22 protein-coding genes are annotated in these 23,504 nt (G+C 69.9%); 13 read left to right on the top strand and 9 right to left on the bottom strand.

Translation table 11 applies throughout. From position 1 onward, the window contains the following. Positions 1-64: 64 nt before the first annotated feature. The gene (dpsA, locus tag NDI76_RS06425) at positions 65-619 is read right to left on the bottom strand and encodes a DNA starvation/stationary phase protection protein DpsA (protein ID WP_310923176.1); all 555 of its coding nucleotides are present in this window, start codon (positions 617-619) and stop codon (positions 65-67) included. Between the two features lie 171 nt (positions 620-790). Between dpsA and NDI76_RS06430 the strand changes: the two genes are divergently transcribed. Continuing rightward, positions 791-1,702, top strand: coding sequence for an ABC transporter substrate-binding protein (locus NDI76_RS06430; protein ID WP_310923177.1), 912 nt, complete (start codon positions 791-793; stop codon positions 1,700-1,702). 42 nt (positions 1,703-1,744) lie between these two features. Here the strand turns inward: NDI76_RS06430 and NDI76_RS06435 are convergent, their stop codons facing one another. Beyond that, complete coding sequence (locus NDI76_RS06435) at positions 1,745-2,509, bottom strand: carbon-nitrogen hydrolase family protein (RefSeq protein ID WP_310923178.1); 765 nt, start codon at positions 2,507-2,509, stop codon at positions 1,745-1,747. Positions 2,510-2,612: 103 nt separating this feature from the next. Here NDI76_RS06435 and NDI76_RS06440 point away from each other — a divergent pair, with 103 nt between their 5' ends. Together NDI76_RS06440 and NDI76_RS06445 are read left to right on the top strand one after the other, a co-directional pair. Beyond that, entirely contained in the window at positions 2,613-4,190 is a 1,578-nt protein-coding gene (locus tag NDI76_RS06440; RefSeq protein WP_310923179.1) for a HEAT repeat domain-containing protein, read from the top strand. 109 nt (positions 4,191-4,299) lie between these two features. Then, positions 4,300-5,943, top strand: coding sequence for a phospholipase D-like domain-containing protein (locus tag NDI76_RS06445; protein WP_310923180.1), 1,644 nt, complete (start codon positions 4,300-4,302; stop codon positions 5,941-5,943). Between the two features lie 15 nt (positions 5,944-5,958). On the opposite strand, the gene han is transcribed toward NDI76_RS06445, so the two are convergent. Then, a complete protein-coding gene (gene han, locus NDI76_RS06450; protein WP_310923181.1) occupies positions 5,959-7,881 on the bottom strand; it encodes a Hef-associated nuclease in 1,923 nt (640 codons plus the stop codon). Between the two features lie 103 nt (positions 7,882-7,984). After that, on the bottom strand, positions 7,985-8,851 hold the full coding sequence (locus tag NDI76_RS06455; RefSeq protein ID WP_310923878.1) for a fructosamine kinase family protein: 867 nt from the start codon (positions 8,849-8,851) through the stop codon (positions 7,985-7,987). A gap of 119 nt (positions 8,852-8,970) precedes the next feature. On the opposite strand from NDI76_RS06455, the gene NDI76_RS06460 reads away from it, so the two are divergent. The 3 genes from NDI76_RS06460 to NDI76_RS06470 are packed head-to-tail and all read left to right on the top strand — an operon-like array spanning position 8,971 to position 10,809. After that, positions 8,971-9,465, top strand: a complete 495-nt coding sequence (locus NDI76_RS06460) for a Mov34/MPN/PAD-1 family protein (RefSeq protein ID WP_310923182.1) — start codon at positions 8,971-8,973, stop codon at positions 9,463-9,465. Then, positions 9,462-9,950 carry an FAD synthase family protein gene (locus NDI76_RS06465; RefSeq protein WP_310923183.1) on the top strand — a complete coding sequence of 163 codons (489 nt, stop codon included), beginning with the start codon at positions 9,462-9,464 and terminating at the stop codon, positions 9,948-9,950. The genes NDI76_RS06460 and NDI76_RS06465 overlap by 4 nt, the downstream gene beginning before the upstream one ends. Before the next feature lie 46 nt (positions 9,951-9,996). Next, entirely contained in the window at positions 9,997-10,809 is an 813-nt protein-coding gene (locus NDI76_RS06470) for a biotin--[acetyl-CoA-carboxylase] ligase (protein ID WP_310923184.1), read from the top strand. A 65-nt stretch (positions 10,810-10,874) separates the two neighbouring features. Here NDI76_RS06470 and coxB read toward each other — a convergent pair whose 3' ends face one another. Beyond that, positions 10,875-11,651, bottom strand: coding sequence for a cytochrome c oxidase subunit II (gene coxB, locus NDI76_RS06475; RefSeq protein ID WP_310923185.1), 777 nt, complete (start codon positions 11,649-11,651; stop codon positions 10,875-10,877). 177 nt (positions 11,652-11,828) lie between these two features. Here coxB and NDI76_RS06480 point away from each other — a divergent pair, with 177 nt between their 5' ends. From NDI76_RS06480 to NDI76_RS06495, 4 genes are all read left to right on the top strand, one after another. Then, on the top strand, positions 11,829-13,181 hold the full coding sequence (locus NDI76_RS06480; RefSeq protein WP_310923186.1) for a heme o synthase: 1,353 nt from the start codon (positions 11,829-11,831) through the stop codon (positions 13,179-13,181). Between the two features lie 2 nt (positions 13,182-13,183). Beyond that, positions 13,184-13,864 carry a DUF7546 family protein gene (locus tag NDI76_RS06485; protein ID WP_310923187.1) on the top strand — a complete coding sequence of 227 codons (681 nt, stop codon included), beginning with the start codon at positions 13,184-13,186 and terminating at the stop codon, positions 13,862-13,864. An 84-nt stretch (positions 13,865-13,948) separates the two neighbouring features. Beyond that, a complete protein-coding gene (locus tag NDI76_RS06490; protein ID WP_310923188.1) occupies positions 13,949-14,179 on the top strand; it encodes a SelT/SelW/SelH family protein in 231 nt (76 codons plus the stop codon). A gap of 3 nt (positions 14,180-14,182) precedes the next feature. Then, positions 14,183-14,599, top strand: a complete 417-nt coding sequence (locus NDI76_RS06495; RefSeq protein ID WP_310923189.1) for a metal-dependent hydrolase — start codon at positions 14,183-14,185, stop codon at positions 14,597-14,599. Positions 14,600-14,644: 45 nt separating this feature from the next. On the opposite strand, the gene NDI76_RS06500 is transcribed toward NDI76_RS06495, so the two are convergent. Continuing rightward, positions 14,645-15,664: an aldo/keto reductase gene (locus tag NDI76_RS06500; RefSeq protein ID WP_310923190.1), complete on the bottom strand. Its 1,020-nt coding sequence runs from the start codon at positions 15,662-15,664 to the stop codon at positions 14,645-14,647. A gap of 150 nt (positions 15,665-15,814) precedes the next feature. Here NDI76_RS06500 and NDI76_RS06505 point away from each other — a divergent pair, with 150 nt between their 5' ends. Then, positions 15,815-16,819 (top strand): Gfo/Idh/MocA family protein, encoded by a 1,005-nt coding sequence (locus NDI76_RS06505; RefSeq protein ID WP_310923191.1) that lies wholly within the window; start codon positions 15,815-15,817, stop codon positions 16,817-16,819. A 30-nt stretch (positions 16,820-16,849) separates the two neighbouring features. Here the strand turns inward: NDI76_RS06505 and NDI76_RS06510 are convergent, their stop codons facing one another. Next, positions 16,850-18,262, bottom strand: a complete 1,413-nt coding sequence (locus NDI76_RS06510) for a PQQ-dependent sugar dehydrogenase (RefSeq protein WP_310923192.1) — start codon at positions 18,260-18,262, stop codon at positions 16,850-16,852. A gap of 128 nt (positions 18,263-18,390) precedes the next feature. Between NDI76_RS06510 and NDI76_RS06515 the strand changes: the two genes are divergently transcribed. Beyond that, positions 18,391-19,368 carry an ABC transporter ATP-binding protein gene (locus NDI76_RS06515; RefSeq protein ID WP_310923193.1) on the top strand — a complete coding sequence of 326 codons (978 nt, stop codon included), beginning with the start codon at positions 18,391-18,393 and terminating at the stop codon, positions 19,366-19,368. Then, complete coding sequence (locus NDI76_RS06520; protein WP_310923194.1) at positions 19,365-20,120, top strand: ABC transporter permease; 756 nt, start codon at positions 19,365-19,367, stop codon at positions 20,118-20,120. Before NDI76_RS06515 ends, NDI76_RS06520 begins: the two co-directional genes overlap by 4 nt. A gap of 26 nt (positions 20,121-20,146) precedes the next feature. Here the strand turns inward: NDI76_RS06520 and NDI76_RS06525 are convergent, their stop codons facing one another. Then, complete coding sequence (locus tag NDI76_RS06525; protein WP_310923195.1) at positions 20,147-22,114, bottom strand: 3-hydroxyacyl-CoA dehydrogenase/enoyl-CoA hydratase family protein; 1,968 nt, start codon at positions 22,112-22,114, stop codon at positions 20,147-20,149. 187 nt (positions 22,115-22,301) lie between these two features. Further along, positions 22,302-23,387 (bottom strand): S1C family serine protease, encoded by a 1,086-nt coding sequence (locus tag NDI76_RS06530; RefSeq protein ID WP_310923196.1) that lies wholly within the window; start codon positions 23,385-23,387, stop codon positions 22,302-22,304. Positions 23,388-23,504: the final 117 nt, after the last annotated feature.

Here is a 23,504-nt window from a genome sequence, read left to right on the forward strand (position 1 = left end):
GCGGTCGTCTTCGGCTTCGTTCGACTCCGGCGACTCGACGGACCCGAGCGGCGCGTCCGCGCGCTTACTCGTGGTGGATGGCGTCCTCGGTGACGAGCGTGTCGTCTTCGAGGTAGTGCTCGATGTGGTGGGCGTCGTCCTCGACGTGCTCCATGTTCTCGCGCAGGATGTGCGCCGTGGTGGGGTCGCCGAGGTTCTCGGCGAGTTCGACGTGCTCGCGGAGCGTCTCGATGATGTCGCCGTACATCTCCATGTCGTTGCGCAGCGAGGTGCGGATGTCGTAGACGTCCTGTCCCTCGTGGGAGACGGGCGCGTGCTCTTCGAGCGCCTTGCCGCCCGAGACGGGGACGCCGCCGAGGGCCTGCGCGCGCTCTGCGAGTTCGTCGGCGAACACTTCCGCGTGCTCGTACGCCTCCTCCAAGAACACGTGGAGGTCGAGGAACTCCGCGCCCTCGACGACCCAGTGGTGCTTCTTCAGCTGGTGGTACAGGACGTACGTCGCCGCGAGGTCCGTGTTCAGCGCGTCGACGAGCTGCTCGGCGCGGTCGGCGTCCATCCGGAGCGCTTCGCTTCCTTCTACGACGTCCGCGGGCTGGCGGACGTTCTTCTGAGTACTCATGTACACTCGTGTATTGATGCGCCGCCGACTTAGTCGTTTCCACCCACAGAACATTTTTTGGCTAATCGAAAACGATAGCGTTGCTTTTTGGCAAGCCAAACTTCCGAAACGAATACATCCCGACGACCACCTCCAGCGCGTTTTTACGCCTCAATCCCGACGAAACGAACTGTGCGCGTCGTTTCGCTTCTCCCCTCGGCCACCGAACTCCTGTTTCGCCTCGGTGTCGAACCGGTCGGCGTCTCGCACAGTTGTGACTACCCGCCCGCGGCGCGCGACCTGCCGACGCTGACGAGTACCGCCGTCGACCACGGCGACGACCGCTCGGCCGCGGATATCGACCGGCAGACGCGGGACGTCGAGGGGAGCGTCTACGACGTCGACGAGAACCGCCTCGCCGACCTCGACCCCGACGCGGTCGTGACGCAGGCGACCTGCGAGGTGTGCGCCGTCGACGCCTCGGAGGTCCGCGCCGCCGTCGACCGCCTCGGACTCGACGCGACGGTGGTGACGCTGGACCCCCACTCGCTCGCGGACGTCCTCGACGACGTGACCCGCGTCGGCGGGGCCGTCGGCGTCCCCGACCGCGCCGCATCGCTCAGGGCCGACCTCGCGGCGCGCGTCGAACGCGTCACCGAACGAGCGTCCGCGGCGGAGACCCACCCCCGAACCGCCGTCCTCGACTGGACCGACCCCGTCATCGCCGGGGGCCACTGGGTGCCCGAACTGGTCGACCGCGCCGGCGGACGCCCCGGATTGGTGACCGAGGGGCCGTCGACGCCGCAGCGCTGGGCCGACGTCCGCGCGTTCGACCCAGAGGTCCTGTTCGTCGCGCCGTGCGGGTTCGACGCCGCCCGCGCGGCTTCGGCCGTCGACGACCTGCGCGCGCGGGAGGGCTGGGCGGACCTCTCGGCGGTCTCGGCGGGGGAGGTGTACGCCGTCGACGGCAACGGCTACGTGAACCGGCCGGGGCCGCGACTCGCCGACACACTGGAACTGTTCGCCGCGTGCCTCCGCCCCGAGCGGTTCGACCCGCCCGCGCCGGACGCCGTTCGCCGGGTCCGCCCGACGTCGCGCGCGTAGCCCGGCCCCCGTCGCTCTCGGGACTGCGAACCGACCCGCGCGTCAGTCGACCGACCCGACGAACGACCGCTGGTCGGCCACCTCTTCGGGGTCGAGCGCCCACAGCAGGTCGCGTTCGCCCCGGTTCAGCGCCGCCGCGACGCTGCCGTCCGGTCGAACGACGAGCGACCGCCCCGCGTACTCGGTCGGCCGCGCTCCCGGCGCGTCGCGCCGGCCGGTTCGACCCGCGCCGACCACCCAGCGGACCCCGTCGAGGGCGCGGGCGCGGCAGAGCAGTCGCCAGTTCTCCGAGTGGGCCGCGGGCCACGCGCCGACGACGAACAGGGCGTCGACCCGCGCGTCGGTCATCGCGGCGCTTTCGCCGACGAAGTTCAGGTCGTAGCAGGTCAGAAGGCCCGTCCGTCCGGCGGGAGTGTCGACGACGACGCGCTCCTCTCCCGGTTCCAGCATTTCCCGCTCTCCGCCCCACAGGTGCCGCTTGCGGTAGACGCGACTCGTTCCGTCGGGACGGACGTACGCGGCGGCGTTGTACAGCGTCCCGCCGTCGCGTTCGGCGTACCCCGCCAGCACGTCCACACCGCTCTCGGCGGCGACGGCGGCGAGTCGCTCCGTCGCGTCCGCGCGTTCGAGAGCGACGTCGCGGAGTCTGTCGTCGGCGACGAACCCGGTCAGCGCGTACTCGGGGAAGAGGACGACGTCCGCGTCGGCGGCGACGGCCGCCGTGCGGTCGCGAATCGCTTCGAGATTCCGCTTCGGCCGCAGGTCCGCGACGGACAGTTGCGGGACGGCGACGGTTGGAGAGGTCACGTCCGTCGGCGCGGCGCCGCCGGGCAAAAGTCCTCGGCTCGGTCGAAGCCCTCCGCCGACCGAAGGGAAACGCTCTTTTCGTGGACGCGCGGACTGTTGGTATATGAGCGACGGGGACGACGAGACGCCGGCGGAGACGCCGGACGAGACGGAAGAGACGCCGGAGGGCGCGCACGATGAGACCTCCGAAGCCGAATCCGACGAGACGGAGTCGGAACCCGACGAAGAGGTCGAAGAGACCGAAGAGACCGAAGAGACCGAAGAGACGGAATCCGAAGAGGAGACCGAATCGGAGTCCGACGACGGGGCCGAAGAGGGCGAATCGGAATCCGAGGAGGAGACCGAAGAGACCGAGTCAGAGTCCGACGATGGGGCCGAAGAGGCCGAATCGGAATCCGACGACGAGTCCGAAGAAACGGAACTGGAGCACCCCACGGCCGAGGACCTGAACGAACGCCTCGACGACGCCGAGGGGGACCTCGAAGCGGCCGAGACCGAGGACGACCTCGACGCGGTCGAGGCAAAACTCGACGACATCGAATCGGACATCGAGGCCGCCGACCTCCCCGAACCGGACGAAGATGCGGACGAGGAGGACGACGAAGAGGTCGAAGACCCCCGCGCGGAACTCGAAGCCCGCCTCTCGGACCTCCGCGAGGACCTCGAATCCCAGCGCGGCCCGTACGCCGAGGACGTCGTCGACGACGTCGAGTCGGCGAAGACGAAGATTACCGACACCCGCTGGACCGAACGCGGACAGGGCGAAATCGTCGACGTCGTCGAGTCGTTCGCGGCCGACGTGAACGAAATTCTGGACGTCTCCGTCTCCGTCGACGGCGAGGCCGAGGAGAACCTGACCGTCGCGCTCGACGAGGCGATCGACGCCGTCGAGTCCGCCGGACTGGACCCCGACGACGACGAGGAGACCATCGCCGAACTCCTCGAAGCGACCGACGAGTTGGAGGCCGGCCTCGAAGACGCCCAGGAGTGGGACGACCTGCAGACGAACGAGAAACTCCAGGCCGAGGGCTTCTTCGACGTGCTCGGTCACTACAAGGACTTCCCGCCCGAACTTTCCGCGATTCAGGAGTGGGAACAGCGCGGCCGGGCGGACATGATCATGCTGGCGAAGGACAACCTCCAGTCGGAGTTCATGCAGGCGCACTGCATGGACGCGTTCGTCCGCATGGGCGACCCGTCGGTGTTCGACGAGATGCACCAACTCGCCGAACGCCGGAACAAGAAGGCCATCCGGGCGCTCGGCACGATGGGGTCGGGAGCCGACGACGCCGTCGAGACGCTGACGGAGTACGTCGACGCCGACTCCGACCCGGCGCTCCAGAAGGTGACGTTCAAAGCGCTCGGCGAAATCGGCTCGCCCGCCGCGACGCAGGCCATCGCGGACAAACTCGTGATGGACAACGACAACGTGCGGCCGTACGCCGCCCGGTCGCTCGGTCTCATCGGCGACACCCGCGCGGTGAAGCCGCTGAAGGACACGCTGGCGAACGACGACAGCGACACCGTCCGCGCCGCCGCGGCGTGGGCGCTCCGTCAGATCGGCACGAAGGAGGCGCTCGAAGCCACCGCCGAGTACTCCGACGAGCGCTCGTTCCTCGTCCAACACGAGGCCGACCGCGCGAACGACAGCCTCGGCGAGACCGACGCGCCGCGAGCGTAACTCCCCGGTCGTAGCCGCTCCGACTCCCCGTTTTTCACCCCGCCGAGCGACGGCGTCGGCTACCCGGTCCGACCGCGGGTTCAAGTATGAAGCCGCGGCCACTCCCGCCGTGCTCACCACCCGTCGTCTCGCCCGCGTTCTCCTCGTCTGCGCGCTCCTCTGGCAGTCCGTCGGCGCCGGCGTCGGCTTCGCGGCTGCCGCAGGGGGCGACGGCGGGGGCGGTCCGACCGTCGTCGGGGGTGTTCCGAATCCCGTCGTGGCGGACGACGCGGGCGAGTACGTCGCCGTCCGCGTCGCCGGCGCCGCGAACCTCACGCTCTCGGACGGCGAGGACACCGTCCCGGTTCCGCGCCGGGCGGGCGTCGTCGCTCTCGCCGCGGACCCGGACGCCGCGGCGGCGGTGACGGCGCTTCCCGTCGTCCGCGCGGACCTCTCGCTCTCGAACGCGGGCGAGCGACTCGTCCTCCGCCGCGACGGCGCCGTCGTCGACGAAGTCGAGTACGGGAGTGCACCCGAGGGCGAACGCTGGAACGCCTCCGCCGACCGGTGGACGCCCGTCGGACTGGACCTGCGCGACCCCGTCGCCACCGGACCCGCGGACGCGACGGCGTTCGTCCTCCCCGACGCGCCCGGCGTCGCCGTCGAGACGCTCCGCTCGGCCGACGAGCGACTTCTGCTGGCGGGTTACACGCTCTCCTCGGACCGCGTCGCCGACGCCCTCCTCGCCGCCTACCGACGCGGCGTCCGGGTGCACGTCCTCGTCGAGGGGTCGCCGGTCGGCGGCGTCTCCCGCGCGCAGGCGGCGACGCTGGACCGACTGGTCGCGGCCGGGGTTCCCGTCGCCGTCGTCTCCGGCCCGCGGGCGACGTTCTCCTATCAGCACGCTAAATACGCCGTCGCCGACGACCGCGCCGTGGTGCTCACGGAGAACTGGAAGCCGGCGGGCACCGGCGGCCGCGACAGTCGCGGGTGGGGCGTCCGCGTCGACTCCGGGCGAACGGCGGACGAACTCGCCGCGGTGTTCGCGGCCGACTCGACGGGCCGGGGCGTCGTCTCGTGGCCGTCGTTCCGGGAGGGCCGCGAGTTCGTCGACGACGCGCCCGCGACCACGAGGTATCCCGCGCGTATCCCGTCCGAGTCGGTCCGCGCGACGGAGGTTCGCGTCCTCACCGCGCCCGGCAACGCGGGCGAGGCGACCATCGAGCGAGTCGACGGGGCCGAAGAACGAATCGCGGTCGTGAACCCTCGCATCGACCCCGAGGGGCGGTTCTTCGCCGCTCTCGTCCGCGCGGCCCGCCGGGGCGTCTCGGTGCGACTGCTCCTCTCGAACGCGTGGTACGACGAGGCGGAAAACGAAGCGGTGGTCGCTCGCGCCGACGAACTCCGGGAGTCCGGCCTCCCCATCGAGGCGCGTATCGCCGACCCGCGGGGTCGGTTCGGCAAGGTGCACGCGAAGGGGGCCGTCGTCGACGGCGAGGTAGCTCTCGTCGGAAGCCTGAACTGGAACGACCACGCCGCGACGGAGAACCGCGAGGTGGTGCTCGAACTGCGCGGAGAAGAACCGGCGGGCTACTTTCGGCGGGCGTTCGATGCCGACTGGGAGGCGGCCGGCGGCGGCGGGTTCGGTCGCGGACTCGGCTTCGGCGCCGACGGCGCCGGCCGGACGACGTGGCTGCTCGTCGCCGGGGCACTCGCCTCCGCGGTGCTGGCCGGACTGATACTGAAGAAGACGGTTCGGTTCGAACGAGAGTAGAACGGTGCGGGGGCGTTACTCGGCGTCGACGGGCGCCTGCGTGGACAGTTCCGCGTCGAGTTCGGCGTCGGCCATCTTCTCGACGAGGCTGTCGATGACCTCGCTGCGCATCCCCTTCACGAACTTGATAGAGCCGACGACCAGGTGGCCGCCGCCGGAGACGCCGCCGCCGACGACTTCCTCGTTGAGTTCGGCGACCATCTGCGGAATGTCGAGGCGGACGCCGTCGGAGCGGAGGACGGCGAAGTCAGGCCCGTAGCCGATGGTGATGACGGGTTCCTGCATCTCCTGGACCTTCCGGTCGTGAATCTTCCCGGTCGTCTTGCCCGGCGCGGGGTAGGTGAAGCGGTGCGCCCACTCGTCCAAGTCGATGGTGTAGAGGTGCGCGCCCGAACTGAGCGTCTCGTGGTCGACGTGCGACTCCGCGGCGTCGAGTTGGCGGTCCACGTCGCGTTCGGCGCGTTCGGCGAGGAACTCGATGAGTTCCTCGTGGCGCTCTTCGTCGTCGCAACCGACGTTGAGCACGTCGTTGACGATGGACTGCCCGTCGCTGTAGCGGAGCCAGTGCGCCGCGTAGTCGAGGGCCTCGCCGATGTCGAGCAGTTCCTCGCGGTCGTAGCCCTGCGCCCCGGCGAGTTCGACGAAGTCGTCCATCGCCTCGGCCTTCGAGCGGTCCGAGAGGCCGGCGACCGCGGGGACGTGCTTCAACTCGTCCGTGAGCGAGGGGTCGATCATCCGCGCGAGTTCGACGCACATCATACCCGTCGTGATGCGGTAGTCCTCGTCGTGCAGGTAGGGGTTGACGTGGGCGTCCAGCAGCGGTTCGACCGCCTCTGGGTCGGGGTGGTGGTGGTCGACGACGGCGATGGGGACGTCGTAGTGCGCGAGGTTCTCGTAGGCCGGCACGTCCTCCTCGGTGGACCCGTTGTCGAGCATGAGGAGGAAGGGCAGGCGCTGGCCGTGCCGCGAGCGCCCCTCCAAGGCGAAGTTCAGGTCGCGGGTCACGTCCTCCATCTCGTAGAACGGCGCCTTCGAGGGGAGGCGCTTGATGAGGTGACGGGGGGCGTCCTCGTCGTCGTGCACCTCGGCGATGAAGTTCTCCAGGGCCAGTTGGACCGGGACGGACGCGCACATCCCGTCGCCGTCGGCGTGGTGGCGGACGCGGATGGGGCGGCCCTCCAGGACGGTCCGACGCAGGAGACGCGCGACCTCTCTGAGGTCCTCGCGGAGTTTCTCGAACTCGGGCCACTCGACGAGCGGTTCGACCTCGCTCGGTTCGGCGCGTTCTTCCAGGGCGGCGTCGAGGCGTTCGCGGGTCTCGGCGGCCGCCTCGTCGTCGAGTCTCGTCATCGACTCGACTTCGAGTTGCAGGGCGTCCTCGTGGCTCTCGGCGGTGCCGCTGACGCGGACCACGTCGTCCAGTTCCACCTCGGGGTGCGCGCGGACGCCGGCGTCCTCGAAGGCGGCGGCCGAGACGATGCCGGTGTCGTCGGCGACGCGGAAGACGGTGGGGCCGCCGGTCTGCTTGATCTGCGCGACGACGCCCTCGACGAACGCATCGTCGCCGGGTTCGAGGTCCTCGATGGGCGTGATGTCGGGTTCGTAGTCGACGGTGACGGTGCGGTAGTCGTCGAGGGTCACCGCGTCGAACGCCACGTCGCCGTTCTCGCGGACCTCCTCGAGGGAGACGACGAGGCGGTCGCCCACCTCGTAGGTGCGGTCGAGGTTCGACTCGTGGACGAGGCCGGACACCTCGTCGGAGATGTCAACGAAGACGCCGTACTCGACGACGCCGTTGACGACGGCGTGGTAGTTGGCGCCGACGTCGGTGTCGTCGAGCGTACAGTTCGGTGCGAGGTCGTAGACGACAGGTCGCGAGTCCGCGTCCGAATTCGAACCGGACTCGCCGCCGGAATCCCCGGCGTTTTCGACGGTCATAGTGAGAGGGAATCGTGGCCGCCGGTTAAGACTTTACATGCGCGTCCGGGGCCGACGCGGCCGCATCCGTCGGCGTCGGCGCCCGTCGCCGGCCGCCGCGCGCCTAATACCCCAGTTCGCGCAGTGACTCGCGGAGACGCGGGAGGTAGGCGTCGCCGAAGTGCCTGACGTGTTCGAGAAGGGGGTGGACGCCGTAGACGGTCGCGCGCGTCTCGAAGAACCCCTCGTCGATGCCGCGTCGCTCGTCGTAGCGGTCGAAGAAGTCGTCGCCGAGAGAGCCGAACAGGGCGACGTAGGCGAGTTCGACTTCGGGGTGGCCGTAGTATATCGCCGGGTCGATGAACGCCCGCACCGCGCCGTCGCCGACGAGGAGGTTCCCCCGCCACACGTCGCCGTGGACGAGGGCGGGCGCGTCGGGTTCGGTCAGGAGCGAGTCGAGGTCGGCGGCGAGGTCCGCCACCCGCTCTCGGTCGTCGACCGGGAGTTTCCCCTCCGCGACGCAGGCGTCGGCGCAGTCGAGCAGTCGGTACTCGCGGAAGAACGCGACCCACGAGTCGGTCCACGGGTTCGGGAGCGAGAACGCGCCGCTGAGCGTATCGAACGGGAAGCCGCAGGCCTCGGCGGTCACGCCGTGCAACGCCGCGAGGTGGTCCGCCGCGTCGCGTTCGACCGACGGGGTGACGCGGCCGTCGCCCTCGACGTGCGCCATGAACAGCAGGTCGTCCGAGGCGTCGTACACCTCGGGGACCGGTAGCGGCGACTCGTCGGATAAGTAGCGGAGCATCTCCGCCTCGACGGTCAAGGGGGTGTCGCCGACTTTCGCGACGACCGGGTCGCGGTCGGCGAAGTCGAGGCGGTAGACGGTTCCCACCTCGCCGCCGTCCAGTTCGGTGAGCGTCGAGACGGCCGATCCGAACCGCGACTCGGCGCGGGCGCGGACGGACTCCGGTGCGGGGGGCGTCTCCGTCATGCGTCCGGGTTCGCGGTCCTCCTCCCTGAGCGTGACGCTTCGGCCGTCGTACCGCAGTCGTGCGGTTTGCACGCTCCACGGACCGGAACTCTTAGATGCCGACGCGCCGGACGTTGCGTATGCGCCTCTTCCGGTCGAAGGAGATTCTCGGAATCGCCGAGGAGGCACTCGACTTCGCGTTGGAAGCGTCGAAGGAGACACACCCCAACGAGTACATGGGCTTTCTCCGCGGGGAGGACGCCCGCCGCGTCGGCCTCGACGAGTCGGGCACCGTCATCACGGACGTACTCATCGTCCCCGGGACGACCTCGGACCCCGTCAGCGCCACGGTCCGCACGGACATGATACCGAACGACATGCGCGCGGTCGGGTCGATTCACTCGCACCCCAACGGCGTCCTCCGCCCGAGCGACGCCGACCTCGACACGTTCGGGCAGGGTCGCGTGCACGTCATCGTCGGCCATCCCTACCGCCGCAGCGACTGGCGCGCGTTCGACCAGGAGGGCAATCCGACGACGCTGGACGTCCTTGACGTCGACCTTCCCGACCCCGAATCGTTCTTCGACTTCGACGAGGCGGACCTCGGTCTGAACCTCGACGACGAGGCCGAATGACGCGGCGCGTCATCGCCCAGGGGACGTTCGACATCCTCCACCCCGGTCACGTCCACTACCTGCGCGACGCCGCCGCCCTCGGCGACGAACTGCACGTCATCGTCGCCCGCCGCGAGAACGTCACCCACAAACGAAAGCCCGTCCTGCCGGACCGCCAGCGCCGCGACATGGTCGACGCCCTCGGAGCGGTGACGGAGGCACACCTCGGCCACCGCGAGGACATCTTCGTCCCCATCGAGCGCATCCGCCCGGACGTCATCGTCCTCGGCCACGACCAGCACCACGACGCCGACGGCATCAGCGAGGCCCTCGCCGCCCGCGGCATCGACTGCGAGGTGACGCGCGCCTCCGCGCGCGAACCCGCCTACGAGGACGAACTGCTCTCGACCGGCCGCATCATCGACCGCGTCCTCGAAGAACGGGCGGACGGTTCGGGCCGGAAACGGGACGGGGACCGAGACCGCAGTCGAGACGAGGACGCGTAGCGCCCGAACCCGCAGCGTTGAGTTTCCCCCGCCCGAAGCGACCGCCATGACCGACGACCCGCCGGTGACGTTCCGCGAATCGATGGGGAACACGAGCCTCCGCGTCCGACAGATGGCGGACGACGGCGCGCCGCACGGAACGATGGTCGTCGCCAGCGAACTTACCGCCGCGCGCGGCCGGACGGGGAACGAGTGGGCGGCCCCGCCGGGCGGCGTCTGGACGAGCACTCTCCTCCGGCCCGGCCTCCCCGCAGAGCGGGTCGGCCGCCTCACGTTCGCCGGCGCCGTGGCCGTCGTCGACGCCCTCGAACCCCTCGCCGTCGACGCGCGCCTGAAGTGGCCGAACGACGTCGTCGTCGCGCGCGGGAGCGAGGACGGTCGGCCGAGGAAACTCGCCGGCGTGCTCACCGAACCCGTCGTCGACGGCGTCCCGGTGCCCGGCAAACCCGTCGACGAGGTGTTCGGCGACGACGGCGTCGACGTCGAGTACGTCGTCCTCGGCGTCGGCATCAACGCGAATCTCGACCCCGCCGACCTCGAACTCGACAGGCCGGCGACGACGCTCCGCGCCGAAGTCGGGTCGGTCGACCGGGAGGCGTTGGCCCGCCGACTCCGCGACTCGCTGTGCGCGCGGTGTGCGGCCGCCGAGTCGGACGAGGGGTTCGCCGCACTCCTGGACGAGTGGCGCGACCGCGCGGAGACGCTCGGGTCGCGCGTGAGGGTCCGTCGGCGCGGTGGACCGGACGTCTCCGGCGTCGCGCGCGACGTCTCGGCGCGCGGCGGACTGCTGGTCGAGACCGAGGAGGAAACGGTCGAACTGACCGAGGGAGAGGCGACGCGACTGCGCGAGGGGGAGTGAGTCGGCCGAACGGAGTCGACGAACGGAATCGAACGGGAGGAGAAGAAGTCGGAGCGACGAGGCCGCTATCGCGCCAGCGCGGGTGCCGACGCGGACGCGGGTGCCTCGATGCTACCGCTTCCGCCGCCACCGCTGCTGTTCTGCTGCTCGTCGAGCCAGTTCTGGTACTCCTCCTGTGAGACGACTTCGACGGTGAAGTACATCTGTGAGTGGGAGACGCCGCAGTACTCAGAGCAGTAACCCTGGTACTCCCCCTCCTCGTAGGGCACCGTCTTGATGGTGTTAACCTGGCCCGGGAAGGCGTCCATCTTCAGCGCCAACTCGGGGACGTGGAAGCCGTGTATCACGTCCCTGGAGGTGACTTGGATCACCACCGGCCTGTCCTTCGGCACCACTATCTGCGTGCCCGTGCTGAAGTTACCGTTCTCGGGGTAGGACATCTCCCAGCCCCACTGATACGCTTCGGCGTGGACGACGACCGGTTCCTCGCTCTGATCGGCCAAATCCGACCCCGGGTAGGTGACGTTCTCGTTCGCCAGCACGCCGTAGGAGGCGACGCCGACGAACAGCAGGATGATGGCCGTGGCGATGGTCCAGGTGATTTCGAGCCGCCGGTTCTCCTTGGTCGGCAGCGGGTTGTCGTTGTTCCGGAACTTCACCACCGCGTAGAGGAGGATGACCTCGACGAGGACGGTGATGGGGATGGCGATGTACAGAAGCTTGCTGTTCAGCTCGTTGATGAGTTCGGCGCTCGCCGACGCCTGCGCCGCGGCGGGGTCCGCGAACGCCGCCAGGACGAGGACCGAGAACGCGGAAACGAGCGCTAAACGCGTCTTTCGCATCTTATTGCTGGCTTAGGAACAAACGCCTAAATAGTTGCTGTCTTTTCGTCGCGCGGTCCCCTGGAACCGGAAAAGCGCGGGTCCTAAATACGCCGCACCCGAACGGACTGTAGGTGACTACTCGTGGAACCGAACCGCACGCACGACCGTTTTCACGGCCTCCTGGCGGCGACCGCCATGGGGGTCTATCTCCTGCTGCTCGTCGGCGCGACGACGGCGCTCACCGACGCCGCGGCGGCTTGCACCGCCTGGCCCGTCTGCGGTGACGGTTTCACCGCGCCGACCACCGCCGACGGGTGGCTCGCGGTCGGCCACCGCCTCGCGGCCGTCCTCGTCGGCATCTTGGGGGTCGTCACGCTCGCCGCCGGCGTCCGCGCCGACGTGAGCCGTCGCATCCTCGGCGCGATGGTCGTCGCCGGTCTCCTCTATCCCGTCCAGGCCGCCCTCGGCGCGTTCGTCGCCGTCGACGGCCCGTCGGCGACGCTGTCGACCGCCCACCTCGCGGTAGGGATGGCCATCTTCGGCGGCCTCGTCGTCGCCCTCGCGTGGACGCTGGAGACGGACACCGGCGACCCGACGGACCGCCCCGAGAGCGCGCCCGAACCGGACCTCGAACCCGAGGGCGCACACGACCCGACCGTCCCGACCGACCCCGTCGACCGCGCGAAGGCGACCGCCTACGCGTACTTCCGCCTTATGAAGCCGCGGCTAATGTGGCTGCTCTGCCTCGTCGCCTCGGCGGGCATGGCGCTGGCGGCGACGACCGGCGCGAGCCTCACGCCCGAAATCGTCCTCGCCACCCTCGGCGGCGGCGTCCTCTCCATCGGCGCCTCGGGCACGTTCAACCACGTCCTCGAACGCGACATCGACCGCCGCATGGAGCGCACCAGCGACAGACCGCTCGCCGTCGACCTCGTGCCGGTGCGCCACGCCGTCGCGTTCGGCCTCCTCCTGGCCGCCGCCTCGGTGGCGCTGTTCGCGTGGGTGAACGTCCTCGCCGCCGTCCTCGGCGTCGGTGCTATCCTCTTCTACAGCGTCGTCTACACGCTGATTCTCAAACCGAACACGGTACAGAACACCGTCATCGGCGGCGCGGCGGGCGCGCTGCCCGCCCTCATCGGCTGGGTGGCCGTCACCGGCTCAGTCGGCTTCGGCGGTCTGCTGCTCGCGGCGGTCATCTTCCTGTGGACGCCCGCGCACTTCTACAACCTCGCCTTGGCGTACAAGGACGACTACGCCCGCGGCGGCTTCCCGATGATGCCCGTCGTCCGCGGCGAGACCGAGACCAGAAAGCACACGCTGTGGTACCTCGGCGCGACGCTCATCGCCGCCGGCGCGCTGGCGGCGATGGAGGGACTCGGTCTCCTCTACGCGCTGACGAGCATCGTCTTCGGCGGCGTCTTCCTCTACTACGTCGTCCGCCTGCACTACGAACAGACCCAGTCGGCGGCGCTCAGGTCGTTCCACGCCTCGAACGCCTACCTCGGCACCCTGCTCTTGGCCGTGGTCGTCGACACGCTGGCGCTCTGACCGTGTCCGTCTCCGAATCGCTCGGTCGGGTCGTCGCCGACCGCGACGTGCTGTACGCCGGCCTCCTGGCGAACACGCTCGGCATCCTCTCGCTCGCGTACGTTCTCGTCACGGGCATCGACGTCTCGCAACCGCGCTACTCCTTCTACGGGTTGCTCTGGGTTGTCGTCGGCGTCCTCGCCGTCTGGAAGACGGCGCCCGCACCGACCGACGCCCGGACCCGCCGCCGGGCCGCCGTCATCGCCGTCGGCTACGCCGTCGTGCTCGCGTTCGCGGGCGGCGTCGTCGTCACCTCGACGATGTCTGTCGGTCCCGACTGGGCGTTCCGCGTCGCCACGCTCGCGCCCGGGTGGGGACCCGCGCCGACGATATCCACGCCGTTCGCCACCATCGTCCTCATGCCCGCCCGCGTCGTCGGCTACCTCGCGCTGTCGTACCTCGTGTACGCGACGGTCATCGACGCCGCCGGCTCGGCCGTCTCCGGAGTGTTGGGCCTGCTCTCCTGCGTCTCCTGCTCGTGGCCGATTCTCGCGTCGATACTCACCGGCGTGTTCGGGGGTGGGTCGGCGCTCGTCGCCGCGACGTTCGACCTCTCCTACGACATCTCGACGCTCGTCTTCGTCGTCACCGTCGTCCTGCTCTACTGGCGGCCGTTCGGCCCCGGCCGCGGTCGCGGCGACTGAGCGGCGGGCGGCGGGACGACGAGCGGACTACCGACGGCCGCACCCACGTTCAGGTTTAACTCCCCGGCGGGTGCACACTCCCACATGAGCGAGGTCGAAATCGAGTACTGCGTGCCGTGCGGGTTCTTGGAGCGAGCCGAAGAGATGCAGCACGCCGTCCTCGAACAGTTCGGCGAGCGAATCGACCGCGTCTCCCTGGTGACCGGCGACCACGGCGTGCTCACCGTCGCCGTCGACGGCGAACTCGTGTGGGACAAAAGCGAGGACGAGTACGACGTGGACGAGGTCACCCGCCGCGTCCGGGCGGCGCTCTGAGCGGTGAAGTCAGTCGAACACGCCGTCGTCGGCGCCGTCGTCTCGGCGGCCGCGGCGACGCTCATCTTCCCGACTCCGAGCGGCGTCACGTTCGGGGGCCTCGTCGCCTTCGGCGTCCTCCTGAGCGTCTTCGTCGACCTGGACCACTTCCTCATCGCGCGCGCGATGGTCGGCGACTGGCGGAACCTCGAACGCGCGGTGACGAACCCCCGCGTCGGACTCGTCGAACAGGAGAAAGTGTTCGCCGACTTGGACGAGGAGGGCCTCATCCAGCGCCGACTGCTCAGTCACCACCTCGTCGGCGGAACGCTCTGTCTCGTCCTCGCCCTCCTCGGCCTCGGACGCCTCGCCGTCTTCGTCGCCGTCGTCCTCTACGCGCACGTCCTCTGCGACTACCTCAGGGACATCGGCTACGCGTGAGTCGCCGGCCGTCGGCGACGTCCGCGCGCCGTCGCCGACTCGCGCTCAGTGCCAGAGCTGACCGTCTTCGTCGTAGCGCGCGTCCATGATTCGCTCCCACTGTTCATCGGAGAGGTCGACGTCCGCCGCGCCGATGTTCTCGTCCAGTTGCTCTTCGGTGCGCGCGCCGACGATGGGCACCACCGTCGCGTCGGGGTAGTCCATCAGCCAGCGGAGCGCCACCTGCGCGGGCGAGGCGTCCGCCTCGTCGGCCACCTCGCGCACGGCGTCAAGCACTTTCCACCCGCGCTCAGAGAGGTAGAACTGGTCGAACCGGTCGTCGAACGACGCGCGGGAGCCGTCGGGCGCGACGACCTGCTTCGGGTCCTCGGGGTCGGCCCGCTCGTACTTCCCTGTCAGGAAACCGCCCGCCAGCGGCGAGTACGGACACACCGCGAGCTCTTGGTCCCCGCAGACGTCGAGATACTCCTTCACGTCCTCGTAGTATCCCGCGTGGAACAGCGGCTGGGTCACCTCGAAGCGCTCGTAGTCCTCCACGTCGGACTTCCACAGCGCCTTCGTGAGCTGCCACGAGGCCATCGTCGACGCGCCGAGGTAGTTCACCTTCCCCTTCTCGACGAGGGCGTTCAGCGCCGACAGCGTCTCCTCGATGTCGGTCTCCTCGTCCCAGCGGTGGATGTAGTAGAGGTCGAGGTAGTCCGTCCCGAGTCGGTCCAGCGTCCCCTCTATCTGGTTTCGGATGTGCGTGCGCGAGAGGCCCGAGCCGTTCGGGTTCTCCTCGTCGAACGGGAAGTACACCTTCGAGGCGAGGACGTACTCGGACCGCTCGCGCTGGGAGAGCCAGTCGCCGATCCACGACTCCGAGCGGCCGTTCGGGTTCCCGTACACGTTCGCGGTGTCGATGAAGTTGCCCCCGCGGTCGGCGAATGCGTCCAGGAGGTCGTGGGCGTCGTTCTTCGACGTCTCCAACACGCCGTTCGTCTCGCGGCCGAAGCGCCACGTTCCGAAACAGAGTTCGGACACCTTCGTCCCCGTGCTGCCGAGTCGCCGGTAGTCGAGACTCATACGCGGGGCGACGGCGGGAGGGTGCAAAAGTGTGGCACTACCGGAGAATCGCCGACCGAAGAGAGAGGATTCACCGACGCTCCGCTCGCGCCGCCGAATCCGTACTCGCCGGCGGAGTACTTTTGCTCTCGGACCCATACCTGTCGCTACATGTCGGAACTCGCGGTCGTCGCTATCGGTCTCGGCGACCTCGGCCGCTTAGAGTGTCGGAGCATCGATTCGATAGACGGCGTCTCGGTCGTCGCCGGCGCGGACCCCTCCCCGGACGCGCGCGACGCCTTCCAGTACGAACTCGGACGCCACACCTACGACTCCCACGAGGCGATGCTGGACGACGTGGACGCCGACGCGGCTATCATCTCGACGCCGCACACGCTCCACTACGACCACGCGAGGGCCTGTCTGGACCGCGGCGTCCACGTCCACGTGGAGAAGCCGATGGTGACGGACCTCGGCGACGCCCGCGCGCTCGTCGAACGCGCGCGCGAGTCCGACCGCGTCCTCGCCGTCGGCTACCAGCGCCACTTCGACGACCGCTTCCGGGAGATTCGCCGACTCATCGACGACGGGCGCATCGGCACCCCGCACATGGCGACGTGTCACCTCGAACAGGACTGGGTACGGTGGAACCGCGACCGCTGGCGCGGGAACCCCGACCTCTCCGGCGGCGGCCAACTGTACGACTCGGGGAGTCACCTGCTGGACGCCCTCCTGTGGACGACGCGGAGCACCCCCTTTGAGGTGGCGGCGACGGTGGACGACCGTGGCGCCGACGTCGACGTGAACGCCGCGCTGGCGGTCACGCTGGACCGCGATGGCGACCGCCTCACCGCGAGCGTCGGCGTCTCCGGCGAGGGGCCGAGCGGACCCGCCCCGGGCGAGGCGCTCCGTATCTGGGGCACCGACGGCTCCCTCTCGTTCGACGGCGAGACCCTCCGCGTCGTCGAGGACGGGACCGAGTACGAGGCGACGCTCTCGGAACCGACGTTCGAGGAACTCACCGCGCGGAAGTTAGGGAACTTCGTCGGCGCGATACGAGGGGAGGCCGAGTTGAAGATTCCGCCGTCCGACGCCGTGAAGGTGACCGCGCTGACCGAGGCGGCCTACGAGTCCGCCGAGTCCGGCCGACGGGTCGCCATCGACGCCGAGGTCTGAGCGAGTTCGGAGAGGGGGAGAAGCAGGGAGTCAGGGCGCGACCAGTCGGTGCAGCGCGCCCGTCCGGTCATTCAGTCCGCGCGCGCCGGTCGACAGCACGAACAGGTCCTCGCCGTCCCGACCGAAGGCGGTGACGAACGACCCCGGCGCGCCGTCGCCGGTTATCGGCACCTCGGTCACCGGCCACGGCGTCGTCTCCGAAGCGGGGTCCGCCGCGAACAGGCGCCCGTTCGACCGCCAGTCGGCGAACAGATACGCGCCCGCGAGGCCGGTCCCCGAGAGCGCCCCGCCGCGGACGACGTAGCCGCCGATGACCGAGATGCCGGTCGCGCCGTCGCCCGAGTGCGGGTACTCTATCACCGGGTCGACGAGGGGGTCGCCGTCGGGCGTCGTCGTCGGGCACTCGCCCGCCCCGTAGCAGTGCGTCCCCTCCCGGACGTTCCAGCCGTAGTTGCCGCCCCGTTCGACCACGCTCACCTCCTCGTACTCGCTCTGTCCGACGTCGGCGACGTAGAGGTCCCAGTTGTTCCCGTCTCGAGTATCGAAGGAGAACCGCCACGGGTTGCGGAAGCCCCACGCGTACTGCTCGTCCAATCCGTCGCGCCCGACGAGGGGGTTGTCCGCGGGAATCCCGTACGGCCGGTCCCCGTCCCGCGAGTCCACGTCGAGGCGGAGGATGCTCCCCAGAAGATTCTCGGTCACGTCCTGTCCGTTGCCGCCGTCGACGGCGTCGTACCAGTCGGCGACGTGCCCGGTTCCCCTGTCGCCGCCGCCCCCGCCGTCGCCGGTGCCGACGTAGAGGAGGCCGTCCGGGCCGAATCCGACCGACCCGGCGTTGTGGTTCGACTGCGGTTCGGGCAGTTCCAACAGCGTCCGCTCGCGACCCCCGTCGACGGTCCGCGCGCCGGGGTCGACGGTGAACTCGCTGAGGACGAACGTGTGGCTGTAGTCCCGCGGCGTTCCCTCCCGGCGGGGCGCGCTGTACCGGACGTACAGGCGGCCGTTGTCCGCGAACTCGGGGTGCGGGGCGACGCCGAGCAGTCCCCGTTCGTCGTAGCCGCCGATGTCGACCACCTGCTCCCGAAGGTCGAGGTACGGCGCGTCGCGGCGGCCGTTCGCGGTCACCTCGTAGACGACGCCGGGTTGGTCGACGACGAACCGGCGGTCGGTGCCCGCCGGCGCGAAGAAGTCGACGGGCGAGACGAACCCCGCGGCGACGGATTCGGCGGCGACGCGAGCGTCCGCCAGGTTCGGCCCGTCGCCGCCGGTACCCGTTCCTGTGCCCGTCTCACCGCCGCCTCCGTCGCCGTCCGGCGGCGACTCGGTTCGCGTCGCGGGCGGGTCGTCGGTGCCGTTCGTCGGGGCCGAGCTACATCCGGCGACGCCCGCGAGGAGGGCCGACAGGCCGGACGCGAGCGCGCGGCGGCGGGAGAGGGGTGGCATCGTCGGACCTCGGGGAGCGCCGAGAATAAGCGTTACCGTCGTGTCGGCGCGGGGACAGGCGCGGAAGCCGCCTCGAACGCCGGCCCCGAATCCGAATCCTTACCCGCGGACCGCGCCGAACCCGACGCATGGACGAGGTACTCGTCGCCGAGAACCTTCGGAAATCCTACGGCGACAAGGAGGCCCTCTCGGACGTCTCGCTGTCGGTCGCGGCGGGCGAGGTGTTCGGACTCATCGGCCCCAACGGCGCGGGCAAGACGACGCTCGTTCGCGCCCTCACCGGAACCACCCCCGTCGACGGCGCGGTGTCCGTCCTCGGCGAGTCACCGACGGACGTCGACCGCTCCCGCGTCGGACTGCTGCCGCAGTCGTTCTCGCCGGCGTCGCGGCTCACCGCGCGCGAACTCGTCTCCTACTACGCCGGCCTGTACGACGAGGCGCGCGACCCCGAGTCCGTGCTCGCGGACGTTGGCCTGACGGGCGACGACGCGACGACGTGGTACGAGGACCTCTCGGGCGGCCAGCAGCGGCGCGCCTGCGTCGCGGCGGCGCTTGTGAACGACCCTGACGTGCTCTTCCTCGACGAACCGACCACCGGCATCGACCCGGCGGGTCGGCGGGACCTGTGGGACCTCCTCGACGGCCTCGCCGCGGGGGGGACGACGGTGTTTCTGACCAGCCACTCGATGCCCGAGGTCGAACGCCTCGCCGACCGCGTCGGCCTGTTGAACGCGGGCGAACTCGTCGCCGTCGGCTCGCCCCGCGAACTCGTCGCCGCGCACGGCGGCGACAGCCGACTCGAAGTGGAGACGGAGGCGCCGCCGGAGACGGTGGTCGAGACGTTCGGCGGGCGGTTCGACGTCGCCGCCCGCGACGGCCGCCTCGTCTTCGAAGGCCTGACCCCGCGGGACATCGGCGACGCCGTCCGCGCCCTCGACGACGCGGGCGTCGCCTACGGCACGCTGACGTGGACCCAACCCGACCTCGAAGACGTCTACCTTTCCCTGACGGGCGAGTCCTTCGAGGGACGGTCGAGCGTCGCGGACGCGGTGGCGGCGGACGGCGGGACCGCGAACGGCGACGGGAGCGGAGGTGAGCGACGGTGAGTTCGCTCGGTCGCATCCGCGCGGAGTTCACCGCCTCGTGGCACTCGTTCCTCCGGCGGCGCACGGCGGTGTTCTTCACGTTCTTCTTCCCGGTCATCATCGTGCTCATCTTCGGGGCGTTGGTGCAGACGCAACCCACCGGCGGCGGTCTGTTCGCCGAGGACCCCGCCTACTACGTGCCGGGCTACCTCGCCGTCGTCGTCCTGTTCACGCCGCTGTCGCGCGTCGGGTCGACCATCGCCCGGCACCGGGAGGGGAACCGCTTCGAGAAACTGGCGACGACGCCACTCTCTCGGTCCGAGTGGCTGCTCGGTCAGACGCTCGTGAACGTCGTCGTCATCGGACTCGCGGCGCTGGCGCTGCTCGTTCTCACCGTCGTCGTGACGGGCGTGTCGCTCCCGCTTCGACCGGCGACGCTCTCCATCGTGCTGTTCGTCGCCTTCGGCGTCACGCTGTTCTGCGGGCTGGGGGCGATTATCGGCCGCGTCGCCGACTCGCAGGACGGCGTCATCGCCGCGTCGAACGCCATCGCCCTCCCCCTCCTCTTCCTCTCGGAGACGTTCGTCACGCCCGACCTGCTTCCGACGTGGTTCCGTCCCGCGTTGAACCTCTCGCCGCTGACCTACTTCGCCCGCGGCGTCCGCGCGGTGACGACGGAAACGGGCGACCCGTGGACGAACCTCGCCGTCCTCGCCGTCCTCTCGGCGCTGTTCTTCGCGGCCGGCGCGTACGCCATCCCGCGGACGGACTGAGAGCCGCCTCCTCGTCCGCTCGCGCCTCACTCGCCGGTGAACTCCGGGTCACGCTTCTCGCGGAACGCGGCGGTGCCCTCGCGCAGGTCGTCGGTGCTGAAGAGGAGGCCGAAGCCCTGACTCTCCATCGCGAGGGCCGCGTCGAGGCTCGCGTCGGCGCCCTCGTTCATCACCTTCTTCGCGACTTCGAGCGCGAGGGGCGGGCCGGACAGCAGGTCGTCGACGAACTCGGCGACCACGTCGTCGAACTCCGCCGCCGGGACGGCGCGGTTGACGAGACCCCACTCCTCGGCGCGGTCGGCGTCGATGCGGTTCCCCCGGAAGACGAGTTCCTTCGCGCGCGTCTCGCCGAGCATCCGGAGCAGTTTCTGCGTGCCGCCGCCGCCGGGGATGAGCCCGAGGTTTATCTCGGGGGACCCGAACTCCGAACCCTCGGTGGCGACTCTGAGGTCGCAGGCGAGGGCGAGTTCGAGGCCGCCCCCGAGGCAGTAGCCCTCGATTTTCGCCAGCGTCGGCCGCGGGAACTCCTCGACCGTCTCGAACGCCGGCGTCACGTCCATCGCGTCGGTCGGCGACCGGTCGGCGAAGCCCTCGATGTCGGCGCCGGCGGAGAACGCCCGGTCGCCCGCGCCCTCGAACGTGACGCACCGGACCGCCTCGACGTCCACCGACGAGAGCAGGTCGTCTATCTCCCCTAAGAGGTCAGTCGACAGGGCGTTCATCCGCTCCGGGCGGTCCAACTCGATTTCGAGCAGTCCCTCCTCGGAGAGGTCGTAGTTCAGGAACCGGTAGTCGCCGGGACCGTCGCCGTCCGCGTCGTCGTAGTCGTAGAACCCCCCACCCGCCGTCTTTCCGGTCCGTCCCGACCCGACGAGTTCGACGAGGTGGTCGTCGGGGGCGAACCGCTCTTCGCCCGTCTCCTCCGACAGGGTTTCGAGTTTGTCGAGAATCGCGTCCAGACCGATGCCGTCCGCGCGGCGGCAGATACCCTCGGGGAAGCCGAGACCGAGGCGGACGCCGGTGTCAATCGCTTCGGGCGTCGCCACGCCGTCGCCGACGAGTCGCGCCGCCTCGTTGGCCATCCGCGCCTCGACGCGTAGGGTGTCGAAGTCGCCGGTGTCGTCCTCGGGTACGTAGTCCGCCCCGTCGCCCGACTCGTAGTCGTAGTAGCCCGCTCCCGTCTTCCGGCCGAGGTCGCCGGCTTCCACCTTCTCGGCCATCACCGGCGGAATCGGCCGCCCCGCCTCCTCGCGAACGTGGTGCCCAACGTCGATGCCGGTGAGGTCCGAGAGTTCGAACGGCCCCATCGGGTAGCCGCGCCGGTTGACCATCGCGGCGTCGGCCTCCCGAACCGTCGCCTCGCCGTCGGAGACCATCCACGCCGGTTCGCCGATGTACGGCCCGAGTACCGTGTTGACGACGAACCCCGAGACGTCCTTTCGGACGTAGATGGGCGTCTTCCCCAGCGACTCGACGAACTCGTTGGCCGCCTCGGCCGTCTCTTCTGCGGTCTCGGACCCGTAGATGACCTCCACCAGCGCCATCTTCACCGGCGGGTTGAAAAAGTGCATCCCGACCACGGACTCGGGGCGCGAGGTGGCCGAGGCTATCTCGGTGATGGAGAGACTGGACGTGTTCGATGCGAGAATCGCGTCCGCCGGTGCGTGTTCGTCGAGTTCGCCGAATATCTCCTTTTTCAGTTCCATTCGCTCGGGCGCCGCCTCGACGACGAGGTCGGCGTCCGAGACGGCGGATTCGAGTTCGACGGCGGTGTCGACGCGCGAGAGCACCGTTTCCACCGACTCGTCGAGTCGGTCCTTCTCGGCCAGTTTCTCGAGGCTCCACTCGATGCTCTCGTAGCCCTCCGAGACCAGTTCCTCGTTCACGTCGCGCATCACCACGTCGTACCCGGCGATGGCGACGACTTCCGCGATGCCGTGGCCCATGTTACCCGCGCCGAGGACGGTCACCCGTCGCACGTCAACGTCCGTCATACGGTCGCCGGTTCTGTCCCCGCCGGTTTAACTCCACCGAGGACCGTTAACAATGTAAGTCTGAACGCGGGAGCGCGGAACAACGTTCGGGGGTCGATTCGCTTCGCATCGGCTGGTAACAGTTCGACGAGAACGCGCCGCGAGGCGACGGTCGGCACCCGACGCGCGACGACCGACCCCGGATTCGCTACCGAATCGGGACGTCGACGCCGCCGCGCCCGTCGTCCCCCTCCCCTCCGTCGCGGCGACGGCGTCCGCGGCGGCGAACGCGGTACCCGCCCGACTCCTCGACGGGCGGGCGTTCGTCGAGGACGACGGTGAGCGTCTCGGGGGACCCCTCGCGTACCACCTCGACGTCGACGGGTTCGCCCGGGTGCGTCTCCGTGATGAGATACCGCATCAGTTCCTCGTGCGAGCGGACCTCCTCGTCGCCGATACCGACGACGACGTCGCCGCCGACGGGGATGCGCTGTCCGCGTACGGTCCGCCTGTCGCGGCACCCGCGAAGGGCGTCGCCGTCGCGCGGCCCCTCCGCAACCTCCACGACGAGGACGCCGCGCGGGTCGTCCAACCCGTTCGCTTCGGCGACGGCGGGCGTCACGTCGAGCATCCGCGCCCGGAGGTACGAGTGCGGGTAGCGACCGACGGCGATGAGCGTCGGAACGATGCGGTTCACGATGGTCGGCGAGACGGCGAAGCCGATGTTGTCGCCCTGCTTCGCTCGGTTGACGCCCGCCACCTCGTAGCGTTGCGTGGGCGCCGTTCCCTTCGCTCCCTCGTCGACGTACACGGCGACGAGGGGGCCGCCGGAGTTGCCGGGGTTGATGGGCGCGTCCGTCTGCACCACGTCGGGGATGGAGAACCCGCCGGAGGTCGGCATCGAGCGGTTCGCACCGGAGACGATGCCGGCGGTGATGGAACCGTCGAGTCCGAGGGGATTGCCGAGGGCGGCGACGGGCCGGCCCGGCAGGGGGTTCTCGGGGGCGACGAGGAGCGGCGTCGCCGACTCGGGGAGTTCGTCGACGGCGACGACGGCCAGGTCGGCGTAGGCGTCCGTACCGACCACCTCGCCGACGGCCCACGACCCGTCGGCGAAGCGAAGTTCCACCTCCTCGACGCTTCCGACGACGTGTTCGTTCGTCACGACGTGGCGGTCGTCGTAGACGAACCCCGACCCGGCGCCGACGCCGGGCGCGCGGCGCCCGACGTACAGGGAGACGACGGACGGAATCACGTCGCGGTACAACTGCTCGAAATCTGCGTCTGCGTGCATGGTGCGCGGCCCGGGCGGGTCGCTAACCCGAGGTAAGCGTCGAGCCTATTTGACCGTGCCGCGTGGTGTCACCGGGCAGATACTCCGCCCGGCGCGGGCGCCGACGGCGCCGCCGCG

Source organism: Halogeometricum sp. S1BR25-6 (assembly GCF_031624495.1).
GTDB lineage: Archaea > Halobacteriota > Halobacteria > Halobacteriales > Haloferacaceae > Halogeometricum > Halogeometricum salsisoli.